The sequence below is a fragment of the Pseudomonas sp. genome (assembly GCF_033723075.1).
GTDB lineage: Bacteria > Pseudomonadota > Gammaproteobacteria > Pseudomonadales > Pseudomonadaceae > Aquipseudomonas.
On sequence record NZ_JAWVXU010000009.1, the window covers coordinates 51,331 to 69,080 of the forward strand.

13 protein-coding genes are annotated in these 17,750 nt (G+C 63.5%); 7 read left to right on the forward strand and 6 right to left on the reverse strand.

What is annotated here, in order from left to right; genetic code table 11:
* The first annotated feature begins 9 nt into the window (after positions 1 to 9).
* Positions 10 to 1,755: a bifunctional protein tyrosine phosphatase family protein/NAD(P)/FAD-dependent oxidoreductase gene (locus R3355_RS12355; RefSeq protein WP_318961452.1), complete on the forward strand. Its 1,746-nt coding sequence runs from the start codon at positions 10 to 12 to the stop codon at positions 1,753 to 1,755.
* The gene (locus R3355_RS12360) at positions 1,752 to 3,488 is read left to right on the forward strand and encodes a sulfate permease (protein ID WP_318961453.1); all 1,737 of its coding nucleotides are present in this window, start codon (positions 1,752 to 1,754) and stop codon (positions 3,486 to 3,488) included. Before R3355_RS12355 ends, R3355_RS12360 begins: the two co-directional genes overlap by 4 nt.
* A 215-nt stretch (positions 3,489 to 3,703) precedes the next feature.
* Here R3355_RS12360 and mgtE read toward each other — a convergent pair whose 3' ends face one another.
* From mgtE to R3355_RS12390, 6 genes are all read right to left on the reverse strand, one after another.
* A complete protein-coding gene (mgtE, locus tag R3355_RS12365; protein ID WP_318961454.1) occupies positions 3,704 to 5,350 on the reverse strand; it encodes a magnesium transporter in 1,647 nt (548 codons plus the stop codon).
* A 97-nt stretch (positions 5,351 to 5,447) separates the two neighbouring features.
* A complete protein-coding gene (aguA, locus tag R3355_RS12370) occupies positions 5,448 to 6,554 on the reverse strand; it encodes an agmatine deiminase (protein WP_318961455.1) in 1,107 nt (368 codons plus the stop codon).
* Between the two features lie 93 nt (positions 6,555 to 6,647).
* Positions 6,648 to 7,526, reverse strand: coding sequence for an N-carbamoylputrescine amidase (aguB, locus tag R3355_RS12375; protein ID WP_318961456.1), 879 nt, complete (start codon positions 7,524 to 7,526; stop codon positions 6,648 to 6,650).
* 251 nt (positions 7,527 to 7,777) lie between these two features.
* Positions 7,778 to 8,419 carry a TetR/AcrR family transcriptional regulator gene (locus R3355_RS12380; protein WP_318948533.1) on the reverse strand — a complete coding sequence of 214 codons (642 nt, stop codon included), beginning with the start codon at positions 8,417 to 8,419 and terminating at the stop codon, positions 7,778 to 7,780.
* A gap of 148 nt (positions 8,420 to 8,567) precedes the next feature.
* On the reverse strand, positions 8,568 to 9,662 hold the full coding sequence (locus R3355_RS12385) for a polyamine ABC transporter substrate-binding protein (RefSeq protein ID WP_318961457.1): 1,095 nt from the start codon (positions 9,660 to 9,662) through the stop codon (positions 8,568 to 8,570).
* A gap of 182 nt (positions 9,663 to 9,844) precedes the next feature.
* Positions 9,845 to 11,221 carry a glutamine synthetase family protein gene (locus tag R3355_RS12390; protein WP_318948531.1) on the reverse strand — a complete coding sequence of 459 codons (1,377 nt, stop codon included), beginning with the start codon at positions 11,219 to 11,221 and terminating at the stop codon, positions 9,845 to 9,847.
* Positions 11,222 to 11,498: 277 nt separating this feature from the next.
* Here R3355_RS12390 and R3355_RS12395 point away from each other — a divergent pair, with 277 nt between their 5' ends.
* From R3355_RS12395 to R3355_RS12415, 5 genes are all read left to right on the forward strand, one after another.
* A complete protein-coding gene (locus tag R3355_RS12395; protein WP_318961458.1) occupies positions 11,499 to 12,266 on the forward strand; it encodes a gamma-glutamyl-gamma-aminobutyrate hydrolase family protein in 768 nt (255 codons plus the stop codon).
* Between the two features lie 28 nt (positions 12,267 to 12,294).
* A complete protein-coding gene (locus R3355_RS12400; RefSeq protein WP_318948529.1) occupies positions 12,295 to 13,653 on the forward strand; it encodes a glutamine synthetase family protein in 1,359 nt (452 codons plus the stop codon).
* A 64-nt stretch (positions 13,654 to 13,717) separates the two neighbouring features.
* The gene (locus tag R3355_RS12405) at positions 13,718 to 15,088 is read left to right on the forward strand and encodes an aspartate aminotransferase family protein (RefSeq protein WP_318961459.1); all 1,371 of its coding nucleotides are present in this window, start codon (positions 13,718 to 13,720) and stop codon (positions 15,086 to 15,088) included.
* A gap of 166 nt (positions 15,089 to 15,254) precedes the next feature.
* Entirely contained in the window at positions 15,255 to 16,349 is a 1,095-nt protein-coding gene (locus R3355_RS12410) for a polyamine ABC transporter substrate-binding protein (RefSeq protein WP_318948527.1), read from the forward strand.
* A gap of 263 nt (positions 16,350 to 16,612) precedes the next feature.
* The gene (locus R3355_RS12415) at positions 16,613 to 17,707 is read left to right on the forward strand and encodes a polyamine ABC transporter substrate-binding protein (RefSeq protein ID WP_318948526.1); all 1,095 of its coding nucleotides are present in this window, start codon (positions 16,613 to 16,615) and stop codon (positions 17,705 to 17,707) included.
* The last annotated feature ends 43 nt before the right edge of the window (positions 17,708 to 17,750 follow it).

The following is a 17,750-nucleotide window of genomic DNA, read 5'->3' on the forward strand; positions in this document are numbered from 1 at the left end:
GAGACGCTCATGGATTCGCTCAAGCGCTTGACGCCGTTCATTGCCGTGGCGGCCCAGTTGCAACCCGGCGACATGGGTACCCTGGCAGCGGCCGGCTTTCGCAGTGTGATCAATAACCGTCCGGACGGCGAAGGCGAAGGTCAGCCCTGCTCGGCCGAGATGGAAGCCGCGGCCCGCGCCAGCGGCCTGGACTATCACTACCAGCCGGTAATCTCCGGGCAGATCGGCGAGGAGGATGTGGCGGCCTTTGCCGAGTTGCTCGAGCAGGTGCGCGGCCCGGTCCTGGCCTTCTGTCGTACCGGCACCCGCTCAAGCAGCCTGTGGGCGCTGAGCGAGGCCCGCCATCTCGACCCCGAAGTCCTGTTGGCCACCGCCAAGGACGCCGGCTATGACCTGTCCGGCCTGCTGCCCCGCATGCAGCAGCGCTGGCAGCAGGCGCCCCAGGCTGCCGCCGACACGGCCCCGCTGGCGCCGACCCAGCGCTACGACGTGCTGGTGGTGGGCGGCGGCGCAGCCGGCTGTGCGGTGACCGCCAGCCTGCTGCGGCGCAATCCGCAGCTGCGTATCGCGCTGATCGAGCCGCGCGAGCAGCACTACTACCAGCCGGGCTGGACCCTGGTCGGGGCCGGGGTGTTCGACCGCGCGCAGACCGAACGGCCGATGGCCCGCTGCATTCCCCATGGTGCGCAGTGGCTGCACGCGGCGGTGGCGGGCTTCGAGCCGGAGCAGCAGCGCGTGGTGCTGGAAGACGGCAACCGCGTTGGCTATCGCGCCCTGATCGTCTGCCCGGGCCTCAGTCTTGACTGGGATGGCATTGAAGGACTGAGGGACACCCTGGGCAAGCATGGCGTGACCTCCAACTACCAGTTCGAGTTGGCCCCCTACACCTGGCAGCTGGTGCAGAGCCTGCGTCGCGGTCGTGCGCTGTTCACCCAGCCGCCGATGCCGATCAAGTGTGCCGGCGCGCCACAGAAGGCCATGTACCTGTCCTGCGACTGGTGGCAGAAACAAGGCGTGCTGAAGGATATCGAGGTGGAGTTCTGCACGGCCGGAGCCGTGCTGTTCGGCGTCGCCGACTTCGTCCCGCCGCTGATGCAGTACGTCGAGCGCTATGGCGCGCAGCTCAACTTCAACAACACCCTGACCGCAGTCGATGGCCCGGGGCACAAGGCCTGGTTCAAGCAGGTGGATGCCGAGGGCAAGGCCAGCGTGGTGGAAAAAGACTTCGATTTCCTCCATGTGGTACCACCGCAGCGGGCGCCCGAATTCATTCGCCAGAGCCCGCTGGCGAATGCCGACGGCTGGCTCGAGGCCGACCATGAAACTCTGCGCCACCCGCGCTTCGGCAATATCTTCAGCCTCGGCGATGTGTGCGCCGCGCCCAATGCCAAGACCGCCGCAGCGGTGCGCAAACAGGCGCCAGTGGTGGCCGAGAACGTCCTCGCGGTGCTCGCCGGGCGTGGCCCGCGTGCGCTCTACGATGGCTATGGTTCCTGCCCGCTGACGGTGGAGCGGGGCAAGGTGGTACTGGCCGAGTTCGGTTATGGCGGCAAGTTGCTGCCGACTTTTCCCCTCGATCCCACCGTGCCGCGCTGGCTGGCCTGGGAACTGAAGGTCAAGCTGATGCCGCGCATCTATTTCGACCTGATGCTGCGGGGCCACGAGTGGCTGGCCGCGCCCAAGCGCCTGCCGCATGATCCCTTGCCGGTGGACGCGCCGGCCGCCTGCAACTTCGAACAGGAGAAAAATAAATGAGCCTGCGCCGCTGGCTGCCCTGCCTCGACTGGGGGCGGCGTTACAACCGCGCCACCGCCGCGCAGGATGGTCTGGCGGCGCTGATCGTCACCCTGATGCTGATTCCGCAGAGCCTGGCCTACGCCATGCTCGCCGGCCTGCCGCCGGTGGCCGGGTTGTATGCCAGCATCCTGCCGCTGCTGGCCTATGCCCTGTTCGGCTCCAGCCGCACCTTGGCAGTCGGCCCGGTGGCGGTGGTGTCGCTGATGACCGCTGCCGCCCTGGGGCCGTTGTTCCCCGCCGGCAGCGCCGAGTATGTCGGCGCCGCCATGCTGCTGGCGCTGCTGTCCGGACTGCTGCTCGCCGGCATGGCCCTGCTGCGTCTGGGCTTCGTCGCCAACTTCCTCAGCCATCCGGTGATCTCCGGCTTTATCAGCGCCTCCGGGATTCTTATCGCGGTGGGCCAGCTCAAGCATATCCTCGGCATTTCCGCCTCCGGCGAGAACCTCCAGCAACTGCTGCCGGCGCTGCTGCACAACCTGCCGGCGGTGCACGGGCCGACCCTGCTGATCGGCGCCTGCAGCCTGTTGTTTCTCTGGTGGGTGCGGGGCCAGCTCAAGCCCTTGCTCATGCGTCTGGGGCTGGGCGCCACCATGGCCGGCAACCTGGCCAAGGCCGGACCGGTGCTGGCGATCATCGTCTCGATTCTGGTAGTCAGCCTGCTGGGCCTGGAGCAGGCCGGGGTCAAGGTCGTCGGTGCCGTGCCCCAGGGCTTGCCGGGGCTGAGCCTGCCAACCCTGGACTACAGTCTGGCCCTGCAGTTGTTGCCGGCGGCGCTGTTGATCAGCCTGGTCGGTTTCGTCGAGTCGGTGTCGGTGGCGCAGACCCTGGCGGCCAAGCGTCGTCAGCGCATCGAGCCGGATAACGAACTGCTCGGTCTGGGCGGCGCCAACCTGGCGGCGGCCTTCAGCGGCGGTTTTCCGGTCACCGGTGGTTTCGCCCGCTCGGTGGTCAACTTCGATGCCGGGGCGCAGACTCCGATGGCCGGTGTGCTGACCGCCGGCGGTATAGCCCTCAGCGTGCTGCTGTTGACTCCGCTGCTGCACAACCTGCCGCAGGCGGTGCTGGCCGCGACCATCATAGTCGCGGTGCTCAGCCTGGTCGACCTCAAGGCCCTGGGCCGCACCTGGCGCTATTCCCGTCAGGACGGCGCAGCCCAGGCGGCGACCCTCGGCGGGGTGCTGCTGCTCGGTGTCGAAGCGGGCATCCTGATGGGCGTCGGCCTGTCGCTGCTGCTGTTCCTCTGGCGCACCAGCCGCCCGCATGTGGCGGTGGTCGGCCAGGTGCCGGGCAGCGAGCACTTTCGCAACATCGAACGCTTCGCCGTGGTGGAGAGCCCCAGCGTGCTGTCGCTGCGGGTCGACGAGAGCCTGTATTTTCCCAACGCGCGCTTTCTCGAAGAACGCATCGGCGAGCTGATCGCGGCGCGCCCGCAGGTGCGCCATCTGGTGCTGATGTGCCCGGGGGTCAACCTGATCGATGCCAGCGCCCTGGAAAGTCTGGAAGCCATCGTCGAGCGCCTGCATGCGGCCGGGGTGCAACTGCATCTGTCGGAAGTGAAGGGGCCGGTGATGGATCAGCTGCGCCGTTCGGATTTCCTCGAGCACTTCGGCGGCCAGGTATTCGTCAGCCAGTACGAGGCACTGCGCGTACTCGACCCGCTGAGCACGCGGCGCGCCCTGGCGCGAGGGTAGCAGGCCGTTGAAAATGTAGGCGAGGCAGGCAAGACAAGGCAAAAACGGCCGAGGAAGCGGAGTTTACTGGCTGTAAAAGAGCATTACTCGCTTCGCTCGCCCTTCGGGCCGCGCTAAAGCGCGTTAGCCGCAAGCGGCTTACCGAGGCCGTTTTTAACGCAGTATTGCCAACGCAGGTAGTTTTTCAACGGCCTGCTAGTGCGGCGCTCCGCCAGTTACAGCAACAGCAGCGTAGCCAGGCCGAGGAAGGCGAAGAAGCCGACGACATCGGTCACCGTGGTCAGGATCACGCTGCCGGCCAGCGCCGGGTCGATGCCCATGCGCTCGAGCAGCAGCGGGATGCCCCAGCCGGCCAGGGCCGCGCACAGCAGGTTGACCAGGATGGCGGCGCCGAGCACTGCACCTATGCCCCAGTCGCCGAACCAGAGCACGGCGAGCAAGGCGATCACCACCGACCAGAGCAGGCCGTTGAGGATGGAGATGCCCAGCTCGCGGTTGAGCAGGATGCGGATGTTGCCTTTCTGCACCTGGCCCAGGGCCAGGCCGCGGATCACCAGGGTCAGGGTCTGGCTGCCGGCGATACCGCCCATGCTCGCCACGATCGGCATCAGCACGGCGAGGGCCACCAGTTGCTCGAGGGTCGCCTGAAACAGGCCGATCACCCAGGCGGCGCTGAAGGCGGTGATCAGGTTGATGCCCAGCCATACTGCGCGGCGGCGTGAGCTGACCAGCACCGGGGCGAACATGTCGGCTTCGTCGTCGAGGCCGGCCATCTGCATCAGTGCGCGATCCGAGTCTTCGCGAATCAGGTCGACCACGTCGTCGATGGTGATCCGCCCGATCACCCGGTTGTGCTCATCCACCACGGGGGCCGAGAGCAGGTCGAGGTCCTGGAACAGCCGGGCGACGTCGCTGTCTTCGTCCGTCACCGCGATGCCGGCGATGTCGCGGTCGATCAGCTCGGCCACCGGGCGGCCCAAGTCGGCGGTGACCAGGCTGCTCAGGCGCAGGCCGCCCTGGTAGTGGCCTTTGCGGTCGACCACCATCAGCATGTCGGTCTGCGGCGGCAGTTTTTCCAGCAGGCGCAGATAGCGCAGCACCGTGCTGACTTTGACATCGGCACGGATCTGGATAGCGTCGGCGTTCATCAAGCCGCCGGCCGAGTCCTCGGGATAGGACAGCATCGACTCGAGCTGCTTGCGCTGGCTGGCGCTGCTGGCGAACAACAGTTTGTTGCCCAGTTCGCCGGGCAAGGTCTGGATCAGGTCGACCCGGTCATCGAGCTCCAGGTGTTCGGCCGAGGCGATCAGTTCCTCGAGATCCAGGTCGAGAGCCAGGGCGCCGCGTATTTCATCGTGCAGGTAGGTCAGGACTTTGCCGGCCCGCTCGGTGTCGACCATGCTCCAGACGCTACGGCGTTCCTGGGGCGGTAGCGCTTCGAGCAGCCCGGCGATCTTGGCCGGGTGCATGCGGTGCAGAATCTTGCCGACGCGCTTGAGTTTCTTCAGGTTCAACGCTTCGCGCACGGCTTCCAGGTGGTTGACTGTGCTTTGTGCGTGTTGCTGTTCCGGTCTGGCGTAGGTCGTATCCGCCGAGTCGCCAGCCAACTGGCCGATCAGTTCGAGGCTGAGGTGGGGCAGGATGCGCTCTTCGAGCGAGGGATCGATCTGCTGCCACAGTGCCATGCGTTGCTCGGCGTCGAGCATCTCGAGCATGGCGGCGATCTTGGCCGGGTGCATGCGGCTCAGCAGCTTGCGCACACGCTTGTTCTTGCCGGTGTTGAGGGCCTGAACGATATGTGCGCTCTCGGTCCGAGTGTGGCTCTCGTCGTTGAGGCTGGGGTCTGGTTTGCTCGAATTCATGGGCGCCAGAGTAACACCGGCGCAGCTGTTACCGGGTGACTAACCCTCGTCTGCCCCTCGCCTGTGTACGGGCAGACGAGGGGCATGCACGCGCCGGTCAGGCGTGTTGCGGTGCCGGCTGCTGCTGGGTGATGCAGTGGATGTTGCCACCGCCGAGCAGGATCTCGCGGCCGGGTACCATCACCACCCGGTGCTCGGGGAACAGGCGCTGGAGGATCACGCGGGCTTGCTCGTCCAGCGGATCGTCGAAGCTCGGCGCGATAATGCCGCCGTTGACGATCAGGAAGTTCACGTAGGAGCCGGCCAGGCGCACGTCCGGGCTGCGTTGCTGGCTGCCGGCGACCAGGTCGACCCCGGCGCATTCTTCTGCCGTGGCATGCAGCGGACCGGGGATCGGCATCTTGTGCACGATCAGTTGCCGGCCCTTGGCGTCGCGCGCCTGTTGCAGCACCTGCAGGGCCGCCTGGCAGCGCGGGTAATTGGGGTTTTGCGGGTCGTCGGTCCAGGCCAGCAGCACTTCACCAGGGCGTACATAGCAGCAGAAGTTGTCGACGTGGCCGTCGGTCTCGTCGTTGAACAGGCCGTCCGGCAGCCAGATCACCGTATCGATGCTCAGGTGCTCGCGCAGCATCTGCTCGATCGCCTCGCGGTCCAGGTGCGGGTTGCGATTGCGGTTGAGCAGGCATTCCTCGGTGGTGATCAGGGTGCCTTCGCCGTCGACGTGGATCGAGCCGCCTTCCAGCACGAACCCCTCGCTGCGGTAGCGCGCGCAGCGCTCGATCTCGAGGATCTTGCCGGCCACCTGGTCGTCGCGCTGCCACGGGAAGTACAGGCCGCCGTCGAGGCCGCCCCAGGCATTGAAGGTCCAGTCGACGCCGCGCACTTCGCCGTGCGGGTTGCTGACGAAGGTCGGCCCGGTGTCGCGTACCCAGGCATCGTCGCTACTGACCTCGAGCACGCGGATAGCCTCGTGGTCGAGACGGGCGCGGGCGTTCTCGTACTGCCCGGCGGAGACGCAGACGGTCACCGGCTCGAACGCGGCGATGGCCTTGGCCACCGCGGTGAAGGCGGTCTGCGCCGGCTTGCCGCCGAGGCGCCAGTTGTCCGGGCGCTCGGGCCAGACCATCCAGGTCTGGCTGTGGGTTTCCCACTCGGCCGGCATGCGGAAACCGTCGGCGCGGGGTGTGCTGGTCAGGGTGCTCATCGTATCTACCTGCATGGCGTAGGGTGCGCCGCGCGCACCAATTGCGTGGGGGCGGTGCGCACGGCCTGGGCGGCCCGGCGCACCCTACTCGATTCAGGATTCCAGCTGGCCGTCGAGGGTCTTGATCGGTCCGTAGAGGTTCGGCCGGCGGTCGCGGAAGCTGCCCCAGGCGCTGCGGATATGCTCGAGCTGGTCGAGGTCGAAGCTGTGCAGCAGCACGCCTTCCTCGGTTTCGTTGAGCTCTTCGACCTTGGCGCCGAACTGGTCGGCGATAAACGACGAGCCATAGAAGTTGATGTGGTAATCGCCCTGGTCTTCGCGACCGATGCGGTTGCTCGCCACCAGCGGCATCAGGTTGGCACCGGCGTGGCCCTGTTGCACGCGCTGCCAATGGTCGCGCGAGCTGATGGTCGGGTCGTGCGGCTCGGTGCCGATGGCAGTCGGGTAGAACAGGATCTCGGCACCGAGCAGGGCCATGCTGCGTGCGCACTCGGGGAACCACTGGTCCCAGCAGATACCCACGCCGATCTTGGCATAGCGCGTGTCCCATACCTTGAAGCCGGTGTCGCCCGGGTTGAAGTAGTACTTCTCGTGGTAGCCGGGACCGTCCGGGATGTGGCTTTTCCGATAAATCCCCAGGTTGCTGCCGTCGGCATCGATGATCGCGATGCTGTTGAAGCGCGCGCGCCCGGCCAGCTCGAAGAAGCTTATCGGCAGCACCACCTGCAGTTCCTTGGCGACTTTCTGGAAGTGGGCGATGGCCTCGTTGGCTTCCACAGTGGTGGCCAGCTGCAGGTAGTCCGGGTTGGGCTTCTGGCAGAAGTACGGGGTCTCGAACAGTTCCTGGATCAGAATGATCTGCGCGCCCTGGGCCGCGGCTTGGCGCACCAGCTTCTCGGCGTTGGCGATATTGCCGGCACGATCCCAGGAACAGGCCATCTGGGTAGCGGCGACGGTGACGATGCGGGACATGGAACACCTCGTAGGAGCAATGGACGGTGGTCGTTACACGCTAGCAGACGACCGATGACGACGCCGTGTCGGCGAGCGGATACGTGACTTTATAGTCGATAAAAATCCGTGTTTAAAGCTTTATTTTTCTATCCTGTGGTTTTTATCAGCTAAATAGCAGATAAAAATCCATGTTAGTGGCTGTGGTCACGGCCCGGCTAGGCGCCCCCGCCGCTTTTTAGCCCTGCGAGGCTGACGTATGGGCGTAGGCGTTACGCCAGCGCGGCGGCACGTTTCGGCAGATAGGGCGGCAGGTACAGGCCCAGGTAGGCGTCGAACACGCGCATGCCTTCTTCGGCCAGGCGCGGGGTGATGTTGCCGTACAGTTGCACCGAGCGGGCATAGACGCGGTCGCCCAGTTCCATGGCCAGGGCGAACACATCGACATCGTCCGGCAGTGGCGGCAGCTCGAAATGCCGTTCGAACAGCGCCTGCATCAGCCGGCCCAGTTCGAGGTCGTGCTGACGGTCGGCCTGGGTTATCTCGCTCAGGCCGTGTTGGGCCAGGATAAGCTGGCGCGCCGCGGGATCGGCCGCGTAGATCGCCAACATGCGTTGCTCGACGATGCGTGAGAGGTCGCGCCAGTCGCGCAGTTCGGCATGGGCGATGGGCGCCTGCAGGCTGGCGCGAAAGGCGGCATGGATGTCGGCGGTCAAGCCCTCGAGCAACGCCGGCACGCTGGCGAAGAAATGGTAGATCGAGGAAGCGGGAATGGCTGCGCGTTCGGCCACGCTGTAGATCGACAGATTGGCCACGCCCTGCTCGGCGAGCAGCGCACGGGCGGCAGCGAGGATCACGGTAATCCGTGCCTGGCTGCTGGCGCGGGGTTTGCGGGCGGTGGCGGTGCGCTGCATGGCGATCATCTCGGCAAGGGATGCGCTATTGGACGCCAGCCGGTGGTGCACAGGCAAGTCGGCAGGGCTTTATACGATCGCCGCACAGGCTGGGGCGGGCGGTGTTTCGTTTCAGACCGCCACTACCCTCGGTGGGCTGAAGCCCTCCCTACTGCGACGGGGCGCCGTCACGAAAGCCCGGCCATACCCGGTCGCGGGCCTGCCTGTGCTTGTCCGGAAACGCCTCCAGGGCATGCAGGCGACGCTTGGTCACGGCGTCCGGGTAGAGACCGGGCTGATCGCGTAGCGCCGCGTCGAGAAACCCCCTGGCGTCAGCGTTGCCGCTGGGGTAGAGGGTTTCCGTGGTGATCAGCGCGGCGACCTCGGGCTGCATCAGGTAGTCGATGAAACGGTGAGCCAGGTCGGCGCGGCGGGCGTTGTGCGGGATCACCAGGTTGTCGATGAACAGCACCGAACCCTCCTCCGGCACCAGGAAGCGCACCGGCTGGCCGGCATCGGCAGCAGCCAGGGCGTCGCCGACCCAGGCCATGGCGACACACAGACGGCCGTTGTTGAGGTCATCGATATAGCGTTCGCTGTCGACGTAGCGCAGGTTGGGGCGCAGGCCGGCGAGCACGCTGCCGGCGCGCTCGATGCGGCTCGCGGCGCTGCGGGTCAGGTTGCGGCCCTGATAGTTGAGCAGCAGCGACAGGGTTTCGTCCGGCGCATCCAGCACGCTGATGCCGCAACTGGCCAGGCGCGCGCTCTGTTCGGGGTCGAACAGCAGGCTCCAGCTGTCGGGCAACGAACCGCCGAACGCGGCTTCGGCCTGCGGCGTGTTGATCGCCAGGCCGACTGCGCCCCATAGGTAGGGCACCGCGTAGCGATTGCCCGGATCGACCGCGGCGAGCTTGCTCAGCAGCTGCTGGTCCAGGTGGCGGCGGTTGGGCAGGCGGCTGAAATCCAGGGGTTGCAGCAGGCCGGCCTCGATCAGGCGCGGCAAGTCGTTGTGCGAGGGCACGATGATGTCGATGGCCTCGCTGCTCGCGAGCGCCGCATGCATGTCCTCGGCACTGCTGAAGGTGTGGTATTCGATGCCGATTCCGGTGTCGGCCTCGAAGCGCTTGAGTACCTGCGGCGCGATGTAGTCGTTCCAGTTGTATACGCGCAGGCTGTCCTCGGTTTTTTCCAGCGCATCTTGCGGTGCGCCGTGAACCAGTACCGGCAGCAGCACGAGCAGTAGCGAAGCGAACAGGCGCAACATGGGTTTCTCCTTGGCGGTGCCTCCACGCCAGCTGGCGCGGCCGTTGGATTGAGTGGCGCAGGCATCCTTGACTGAAATGCACGCAGCACTGTCCCGCCGCAGGCTGGCGCGTGCGGCTAAAAGATCGTGGGTAGATTCGCCGATTAAAACGACGCCGGCATTAAGCCGGCGTCGGGTAGCGCTTACACGGTGTGCAGGTACCAGTTGTACTCGAGGTCGGAAATCGAGTTCTCGAACTCGGCCAACTCGCTTTCCTTGCAGGCGACGAAGATATCGATGTATTTCGGGTCGATATAGCGCGCCAGAATCTCGCTGTCGTCCAGCTCGCGCAGGGCATCGCGCAGGTTGTTCGGCAGGCTCTGCTCGTTCTGCTCGTAGGAGTTGCCTTCCACCGGAGCGGCCGGCTCGATCTTGTTGGTCAGGCCGTGGTGCACGCCTGCCAGCACGGCCGAGAGCAGCAAGTAGGGGTTGGCATCCGCGCCCGCGACCCGGTGTTCGATACGCACGGCATCGGCGGTATCGTTCGGCACGCGCAGGGCCACGGTACGGTTGTCGATGCCCCAGCACGGCGAGTTCGGCACGTAGTACTGCGCGCCGAAGCGGCGGTACGAGTTGACGTTCGGGCAGAGGAAGGCCATCGAAGCCGGCATGGTTTCCAGCACGCCGCCGATGGCATGGCGCAGGGCGTCGTTCTGTTCGGGATCTTCGCAGGCAAAAATATTCTTGCCGTCCTTGTCGAGGATCGAGATGTGCACGTGCAGCCCGTTGCCCGCCTGGTTCGGGTACGGCTTGGCCATGAAGGTGGTATCCATCTCATGGTCGTAGGCGATGTTCTTCACCAGGCGCTTGAGCAGCAGCGCGTAGTCGCAGGCCTTGATCGGGTCGGCAACGTGGTGCAGGTTGACCTCGAACTGCGCCGGGGCGCTTTCCTTGACGATGGCGTCGGCCGGGATGCCTTGCTCCTTGGCGCCCTCGAGAATGTCTTGCAGGCATTCGGCGTATTCGTCGAGGTCGTCGATCAGGTAGACCTGGGTCGAATGCGGACGCTTGCCCGACAGCGGCGACAGCGGCGGCTGCGGGCGACCGTTCACGTTGGCCTGGTCGATCAGGTAGAACTCGAGTTCGAAAGCGGCACAGATGGTAAGGCCCAGTTCGTCGAACTTCGCAACCACCTGGCGCAACACTTCCCGTGGGTCGGCAAAGAACGGCTCGCCTTCCATTTCGTGCATGGTCATCAACAGTTGCGCGGTAGGGCGCTTCTGCCAAGGTTCATTGCACAGGGTGTTGGGGATGGGGTAGCAGATACGGTCGGCATCGCCGATATCCAGGCCCAGGCCAGTGCTTTCCACTGTCGAGCCGTTGATATCCAGAGCGAATAAAGACGCCGGGAGATTGATGCCGCGTTCGTAAACCTTGTGCAGGCTCGCACGCTCGATGCGCTTGCCGCGCACCACTCCATTCATATCTGCAATGAGAAGGTCGACGAACAGGACCTCAGGGTGTTTCTTAAGGAACGCGTTCGCTTCGTTAAGCTGAACGGCACGCGGGGGTACCGACATGATGCAACACCTTTGTTGTTAAAAATATCAATCATTAAACTGCAATGAGCAGAGTCAATCTTAAACCTTGAGACCTGTCAAGGGTGATTTATTTTGCCCTAAAAAAGCGCGTCGTGGCCATTTTTAGGGCGTTTCAGGGCAGTGAAACCCCCGTCTGAGTCAAGCCTGGCGCGGTGCTCATCGGGGTGTGTTTAATTTTTTACATGGCTATTGTGTAAAAAAATGAACAAGGCTAAGCTCGGTTTCAACCCACTAACAGTAATAAAACGGGTGTCACATGTCGCTTCTGCCGTTAATCGGCGTTACCGCCTGTACTAAACAGGTCGGTCTGCATCTTCACCATATAACCGGTGACAAATACGTTCGTGCCGTAGCCATTGGAGCCGGCGGCTTGCCGCTGATCATTCCGGCGCTGGGCGAACTGATCGATCGGCCGACCCTGCTCGATAACTTGCACGGGTTGCTGTTCACCGGCTCACCGTCGAATGTCGAGCCCCATCATTATAGCGGCTCGCCCAGCGAGGCCGGTACTGCACACGATCCCGAGCGCGATCGCACCACCTTGCCACTGATCCGCCAGGCCATCGCGGCCGGCATCCCCGTGCTTGGCATCTGTCGCGGCTTTCAGGAGATGAACGTGGCCTTCGGCGGCACCCTGCACCAGAAGGTGCACGAGGTCGCCGGCATGCTCGATCACCGCGAGCAGGCCGATGAACCGCTCGAGGTGCAGTATGCCCAGCGCCACCCCCTGCGGGTGCAGCCGGGGGGCGTGCTCGCCGGCCTCGGTTTGCCCGACGAGTTTGCCGTCAATTCCATTCACGGTCAGGGCGTTGAGCGTCTGGCGCCGGGCCTTCGTGTCGAAGCACTGGCGCCTGACGGGCTGGTCGAAGCCTTCTCCGTCGAAGGCGCGCCGAGTTTCGCGCTCGGGGTGCAATGGCACCCCGAATGGCAGGTAGGATCCAACCCGAATTATCTCGCCATCTTCCAGGCCTTTGGTGAGGCTTGCAGGAAGAGGGCGGGGCAGCGCAGAGCCGACTATATATAAGTTGGCTCTCATCAACCCTGAGGTCTCTATGAGCACCAAACTGGACCAGCTTTCGAGCTGGCTGAAAGAACGCAAAATCACCGAAGTTGAATGCTTGATAAGCGATCTTACCGGCATTGCCCGCGGCAAGATTTCGCCGACCAACAAGTTCCTCGGCGAGAAGGGCATGCGCCTCCCCGAGAGTGTGCTGCTGCAGACCGTGACTGGCGACTACGTCGAGGACGACATTTATTACGCCCTGCTCGACGAAGCGGACATCGACATGTTCTGTCGGCCCGACGAGAACGCGGTGTTCCTGGTGCCGTGGGCCATCGAACCGACCGCCATGGTCATCCACGATACCTTCGACAAACAGGGCAATCCGATCGAGTTGTCGCCGCGCAACATTCTCAAGAATGTGCTCAAGCTGTATGCCGACAAGGGCTGGAAGCCCATCGTTGCGCCGGAGATGGAGTTCTACCTGACCAAGCGCTGCAGCGACCCGGACTTCCCGCTGGAAGCGCCGATGGGCCGTTCCGGTCGGCCGGAAGTCGGTCGTCAGTCGTTTTCCATCGATGCGGCCAACGAATTCGACCCGCTGTTTGAAGATGTCTATGACTGGTGTGAAATCCAGGGGCTGGATCTCGATACCCTGATCCACGAAGACGGCCCGGCCCAGATGGAGATCAACTTCCGGCATGGCGAGGCCTTGCACCTGGCCGACCAGATCACCGTGTTCAAGCGCACCATGCGCGAGGCGGCGCTCAAGCATGACGTGGCGGCGACCTTCATGGCCAAGCCGATCACCGACCAGCCGGGCAGTGCCATGCACATTCACCAGAGTGTGGTGGACATCAAGACCGGACAGAACCTGTTTTCCAATGACGACGGCAGCATGAGCGAACTGTTTATGCAGCACATTGGCGGCTTGCAGAAATACATCCCCGAATTGCTGCCGCTGTTCGCCCCCAACGTCAACTCCTTCCGCCGCTTCCTGCCGGATACTTCGGCGCCGGTGAACGTCGAGTGGGGCGAAGAGAACCGCACGGTCGGCCTGCGCGTACCGGAAGCCACACCGCAGAACCGGCGGGTGGAAAACCGCCTGGCCGGCGCCGATGCCAACCCCTATCTGGTGCTGGCCGCCTCGCTGCTGTGCGGTTACATGGGCATGGTGGAGCAGCTCGAACCTGGCGCGCCCGTCAAGGGCCGGGGTTACGAGCGGCGCAATCTGCGCCTGCCGATCACCATCGAGCACGCTCTGGAGCGGATGGAGGCCTGCAAGGCGGCGGAAGAATACCTGGGCGAAAAATTCATCCGTGGCTACGTGGCGGTCAAGCGTGCCGAGCATGAAAACTACAAGCGCGTAATCAGTTCCTGGGAGCGCGAGTTCCTGCTGCTCTCGGTTTGAGCGAACGGGTGTCAGGGCGCGAGACCCGCGGCACCCGCTGATGGCGTACATTTTTGAGGTGGATATGACTAAACAAGCAAGCAACCCGCAAACCCTTGAGTGGCAGGCCATGAGCCGTGACCACCACCTGGCACCGTTCAGCGACTATCAGCAGCTGAGCGAGGTTGGCCCGCGGATCATCGTCAAGGGTGAAGGCGTGTACGTGTGGGACAGCGAAGGCAACAAGATCCTCGACGGTATGGCCGGCCTGTGGTGCGCCGCCATCGGCTACGGTCGTCATGAACTGGCCGACGCCGCCAGCAAGCAGATGAAAGAGCTGCCGTTCTACAACACCTTCTTCATGACGGCTCACCCGCCGGTTCTCGAGTTGGCCAAGGCCCTCGCCGACATCGCGCCGGAAGGCATGAACCACGTGTTCTTCACCGGGTCGGGCTCGGAAGGCAACGACACCATGCTGCGCTTGGTCCGCCACTATTGGGCGGTAAAGGGCCAGCCCGAGAAGCAGGTGATCATCAGCCGCATCAACGGCTACCACGGTTCCACCGTGGCCGGGGCCAGCCTCGGCGGCATGGCTGGCATGCACGCCCAGGGCGGCATGATCCCGGGTATCGAGCATATCCCGCAGCCGTACTGGTTCGGCGAGGGTGGCGACATGAGCCCGGACGAGTTCGGTATCTGGGCCGCCGAGCAGCTGGAGAAGAAGATCCTCGAAGTCGGCGTGGACAAGGTCGCCGCCTTTATCGCCGAGCCGATCCAGGGCGCCGGCGGCGTCATCGTGCCGCCGGACAGCTACTGGCCGAAGGTCCGCGAGATCCTCGGTAAATACGACATTTTGTTTGTCGCCGATGAAGTGATCTGTGGCTTCGGTCGTACCGGGGAGTGGTTCGGTAGCGATTACTACGGCAACAAGCCGGACCTGATGACCATCGCCAAGGGCCTGACCTCCGGCTACATCCCCATGGGTGGCCTGATCGTCAGCGACAAGGTATTCGAGGTGATCAGCCGCGGTGGTGACTTCAACCACGGCTTCACCTATTCCGGGCACCCGGTGGCCGCCGCCGTGGCACTGGAAAACATCCGCATTCTGCGCGACGAAAAAATCATCGAACGGGTCAAGGCAGAAACGGCACCCTATTTGCAGCAGCGTCTGCGTGAACTGGCCGACCATCCGTTGGTGGGCGAGGTGCGCGGTGTCGGCATGCTCGGTGCGATCGAGCTGGTGAAGAACAAGGCCACTCGTGAGCGTTATCCGAGCGAAATGGGCGTAGGCATGATTTGCCGTGGCCATTGTTTTGCCAATGGTCTGATCATGCGGGCCGTCGGTGACACCATGATCATTTCGCCACCCTTGGTCATCAGCAAGGCCGAGATCGACGAACTGGTAGACAAGGCGCGTCGCTGTCTCGATCTGACGGCCGCGCAGGTGCTGGGTTAATCCACCGCGATTTATTGTTTTTGGGCTGTTATGTCTGAAAGTTGTAAAGAGTGACGCGACCTTGCCAGACTGGGCCAGTGCGTTGGCTAGGCTCACCGGAAGGTGCTGCAGCCGGGCTGCGCATCTTCCGGAACACTAAAAAAATACGACAACAGGAGCTGTACGCATGAAAATTTTCAGCAAAACCCTTCTCGCGTTGTCCCTTGCCGGGGCTGTGGCGGGCGCCGCGCAGGCTCAGGATAAAGTGCTGCATGTCTACAACTGGTCGGACTACATTGCCGAAGACACCCTGGAGAATTTCCAGAAAGAAACCGGCATCAAGGTGGTGTACGACGTCTTTGACAGCAACGAAACCCTGGAAGCCAAGCTGCTTTCCGGCGGTTCGGGCTACGACGTGGTGGTGCCGTCCAACCAGTTCCTCGCCAAGCAGATCAAGGCCGGGGTGTTCCAGAAGCTGGACATGTCGAAACTGCCGAACTGGAAGCACCTCAACCCCGACCTGATGAAGGCCCTGGAAACCGCCGACCCGGGTAACCAGTACGCCTTCCCCTACCTGTGGGGCACCACCGGCATCGGTTACAACCCGGAGAAGGTCAAGGCCGCGCTGGGCGTCGACACCATCGACTCCTGGGACGTGCTGTTCAAACCGGAAAACATGGAGAAGCTCAAGGCCTGTGGCGTCGCCATGCTCGACGCGCCGGATGAGGTCTACGCCGCTGCGCTGCATTACCAGGGCATGAGCCCCAACCCGACCAGCGTCGAGGACGTGAAGAAGGCCGAAGAATTGCTGATGAAGGTGCGTCCTTACATCACCTACTTCCACTCGTCCAAGTACATCTCCGACCTGGCCAACGGCAACATCTGCGTAGCGCTGGGTTGGTCCGGCGACGTGTTCCAGGCCCAGGCGCGTGCCGAGGAAGCGAAGAACAACGTACCGGTCGCCTATGCGATTCCGAAAGAGGGCGCTGCCTCGTTCTTCGACATGATGGCCATTCCGGCCGATGCCAAGAACGTCGAAGAGGCGCATATCTTCCTCAACTACATCCTCACTCCGGAAGTGATCGCGCCGATTTCCGACTATGTCGCCTATCCGAACGGCAACGCCACCGCCACGCCGCTGGTAGCCGAGGAAATTCGCAACAACCCGGGCATCTACCCGACCGAAGCAGCCTCGAAGAAGCTCTACACCTTCGCCGAGCTGAATCCGAAGGTGCAGCGTGCCGTGACCCGCAGCTGGACCAAGGTGAAATCGGGCCGTTAAGCCATACGCAATACCCCGTTTCTGGTGGGGCCACCCGCCAGAAACCCTAACAATAAGAAGGAAGGTTGCATGCGTTGTACAACTCTATTGGCCGCCACCGCGAGCGTGCCATGTGGCGTCTCCCAAGCATCGGTCAGATGGCTGAAGAGCACGATCCTGCCCTGTCGTCCCGGTTGGTTGGCCGCGTCGCGCTGAACGAGTATGGACTTTTCCGCTAGAAAGCCGGCCCTGTCCCGGGCCGCCCGACAAGAGAGAATTCTCGCATGCGTATTTCTTTAGCAACCAGCCTGACCGCCGGCGCCCTGAGCCTCGGCCTGGTTGCCGTGGCCCAGGCTGAGTCGACCGTACATATCTACAACTGGAGCGATTACATCGGCGAAACCACCCTGGAGGATTTCGAGCAAGCCAGTGGTATCAAGCCGATCTACGACGTCTTCGATTCCAACGAGACCCTGGAAGGCAAACTGCTCGCCGGCCGCTCCGGCTATGACCTGGTGGTGCCGTCCAATCACTTCCTCGGCAAGCAGATCAAGGCGGGGGCCTTCCAGAAGCTCGACCGCGCCCAGTTGCCAAATTGGCAGAACCTCGACCCGGCGCTGCTCAAGCAGCTGCAGAACAACGATCCGGGCAACCAGTATGCGGTGCCTTACCTGTGGGGCACCAACGGCATCGGCTACAACGCCGAGAAGGTCAAGGCGGCGCTCGGTGTCGACAAGATCGATTCCTGGGCCACGGTCTTCGAGCCGGCCAATATGCAGAAGCTCGCTAGCTGTGGCGTTAGCTTCCTCGACTCGGCCGACGAGATGATCCCGGCGGTGCTCAACTACCTGGGCCTGGATCCCAACAGCACCAACCCGGATGACTATCAGCAGGCCGAAGCCAAGTTGCTGGCCGTGCGCCCCTATGTCACCTACTTCCACTCCTCCAAGTACATCGGCGATTTGGCCAACGGCAATATCTGCGTGGCCGTGGGCTTCTCCGGCGATGTCTTGCAGGCCGCCGATCGCGCCGAGGAAGCCGGCAAGGGCATCGAGATCGCCTACGTGATCCCCAAGGAGGGCGCCAACCTGTGGTTCGACATGCTCGCCATTCCGGCGGACGCAGCGAACGTCAAGGAAGCCCATGCCTTTATCAACTACCTGCTGGAGCCGGCAGTCATCGCGGAGGTCAGCGATTACGTCGGCTACGCCAATCCTAATCCCAAGGCCGGCGAGCTGATGGATCAGGACGTGCGCAATGACGAGGCGGTGTACCCGCCGCAAGCAGTTTTGGACAAGTTATACATCTCGGCGGAGTTGCCGACCAAGGTACAGCGGCGGATGACCCGGAGTTGGACGCGGGTTAAATCAGGCCAGTAATTTAAAACGCCCGGCCGTCGGGGTTGGGCGCTACTTTTGCGGG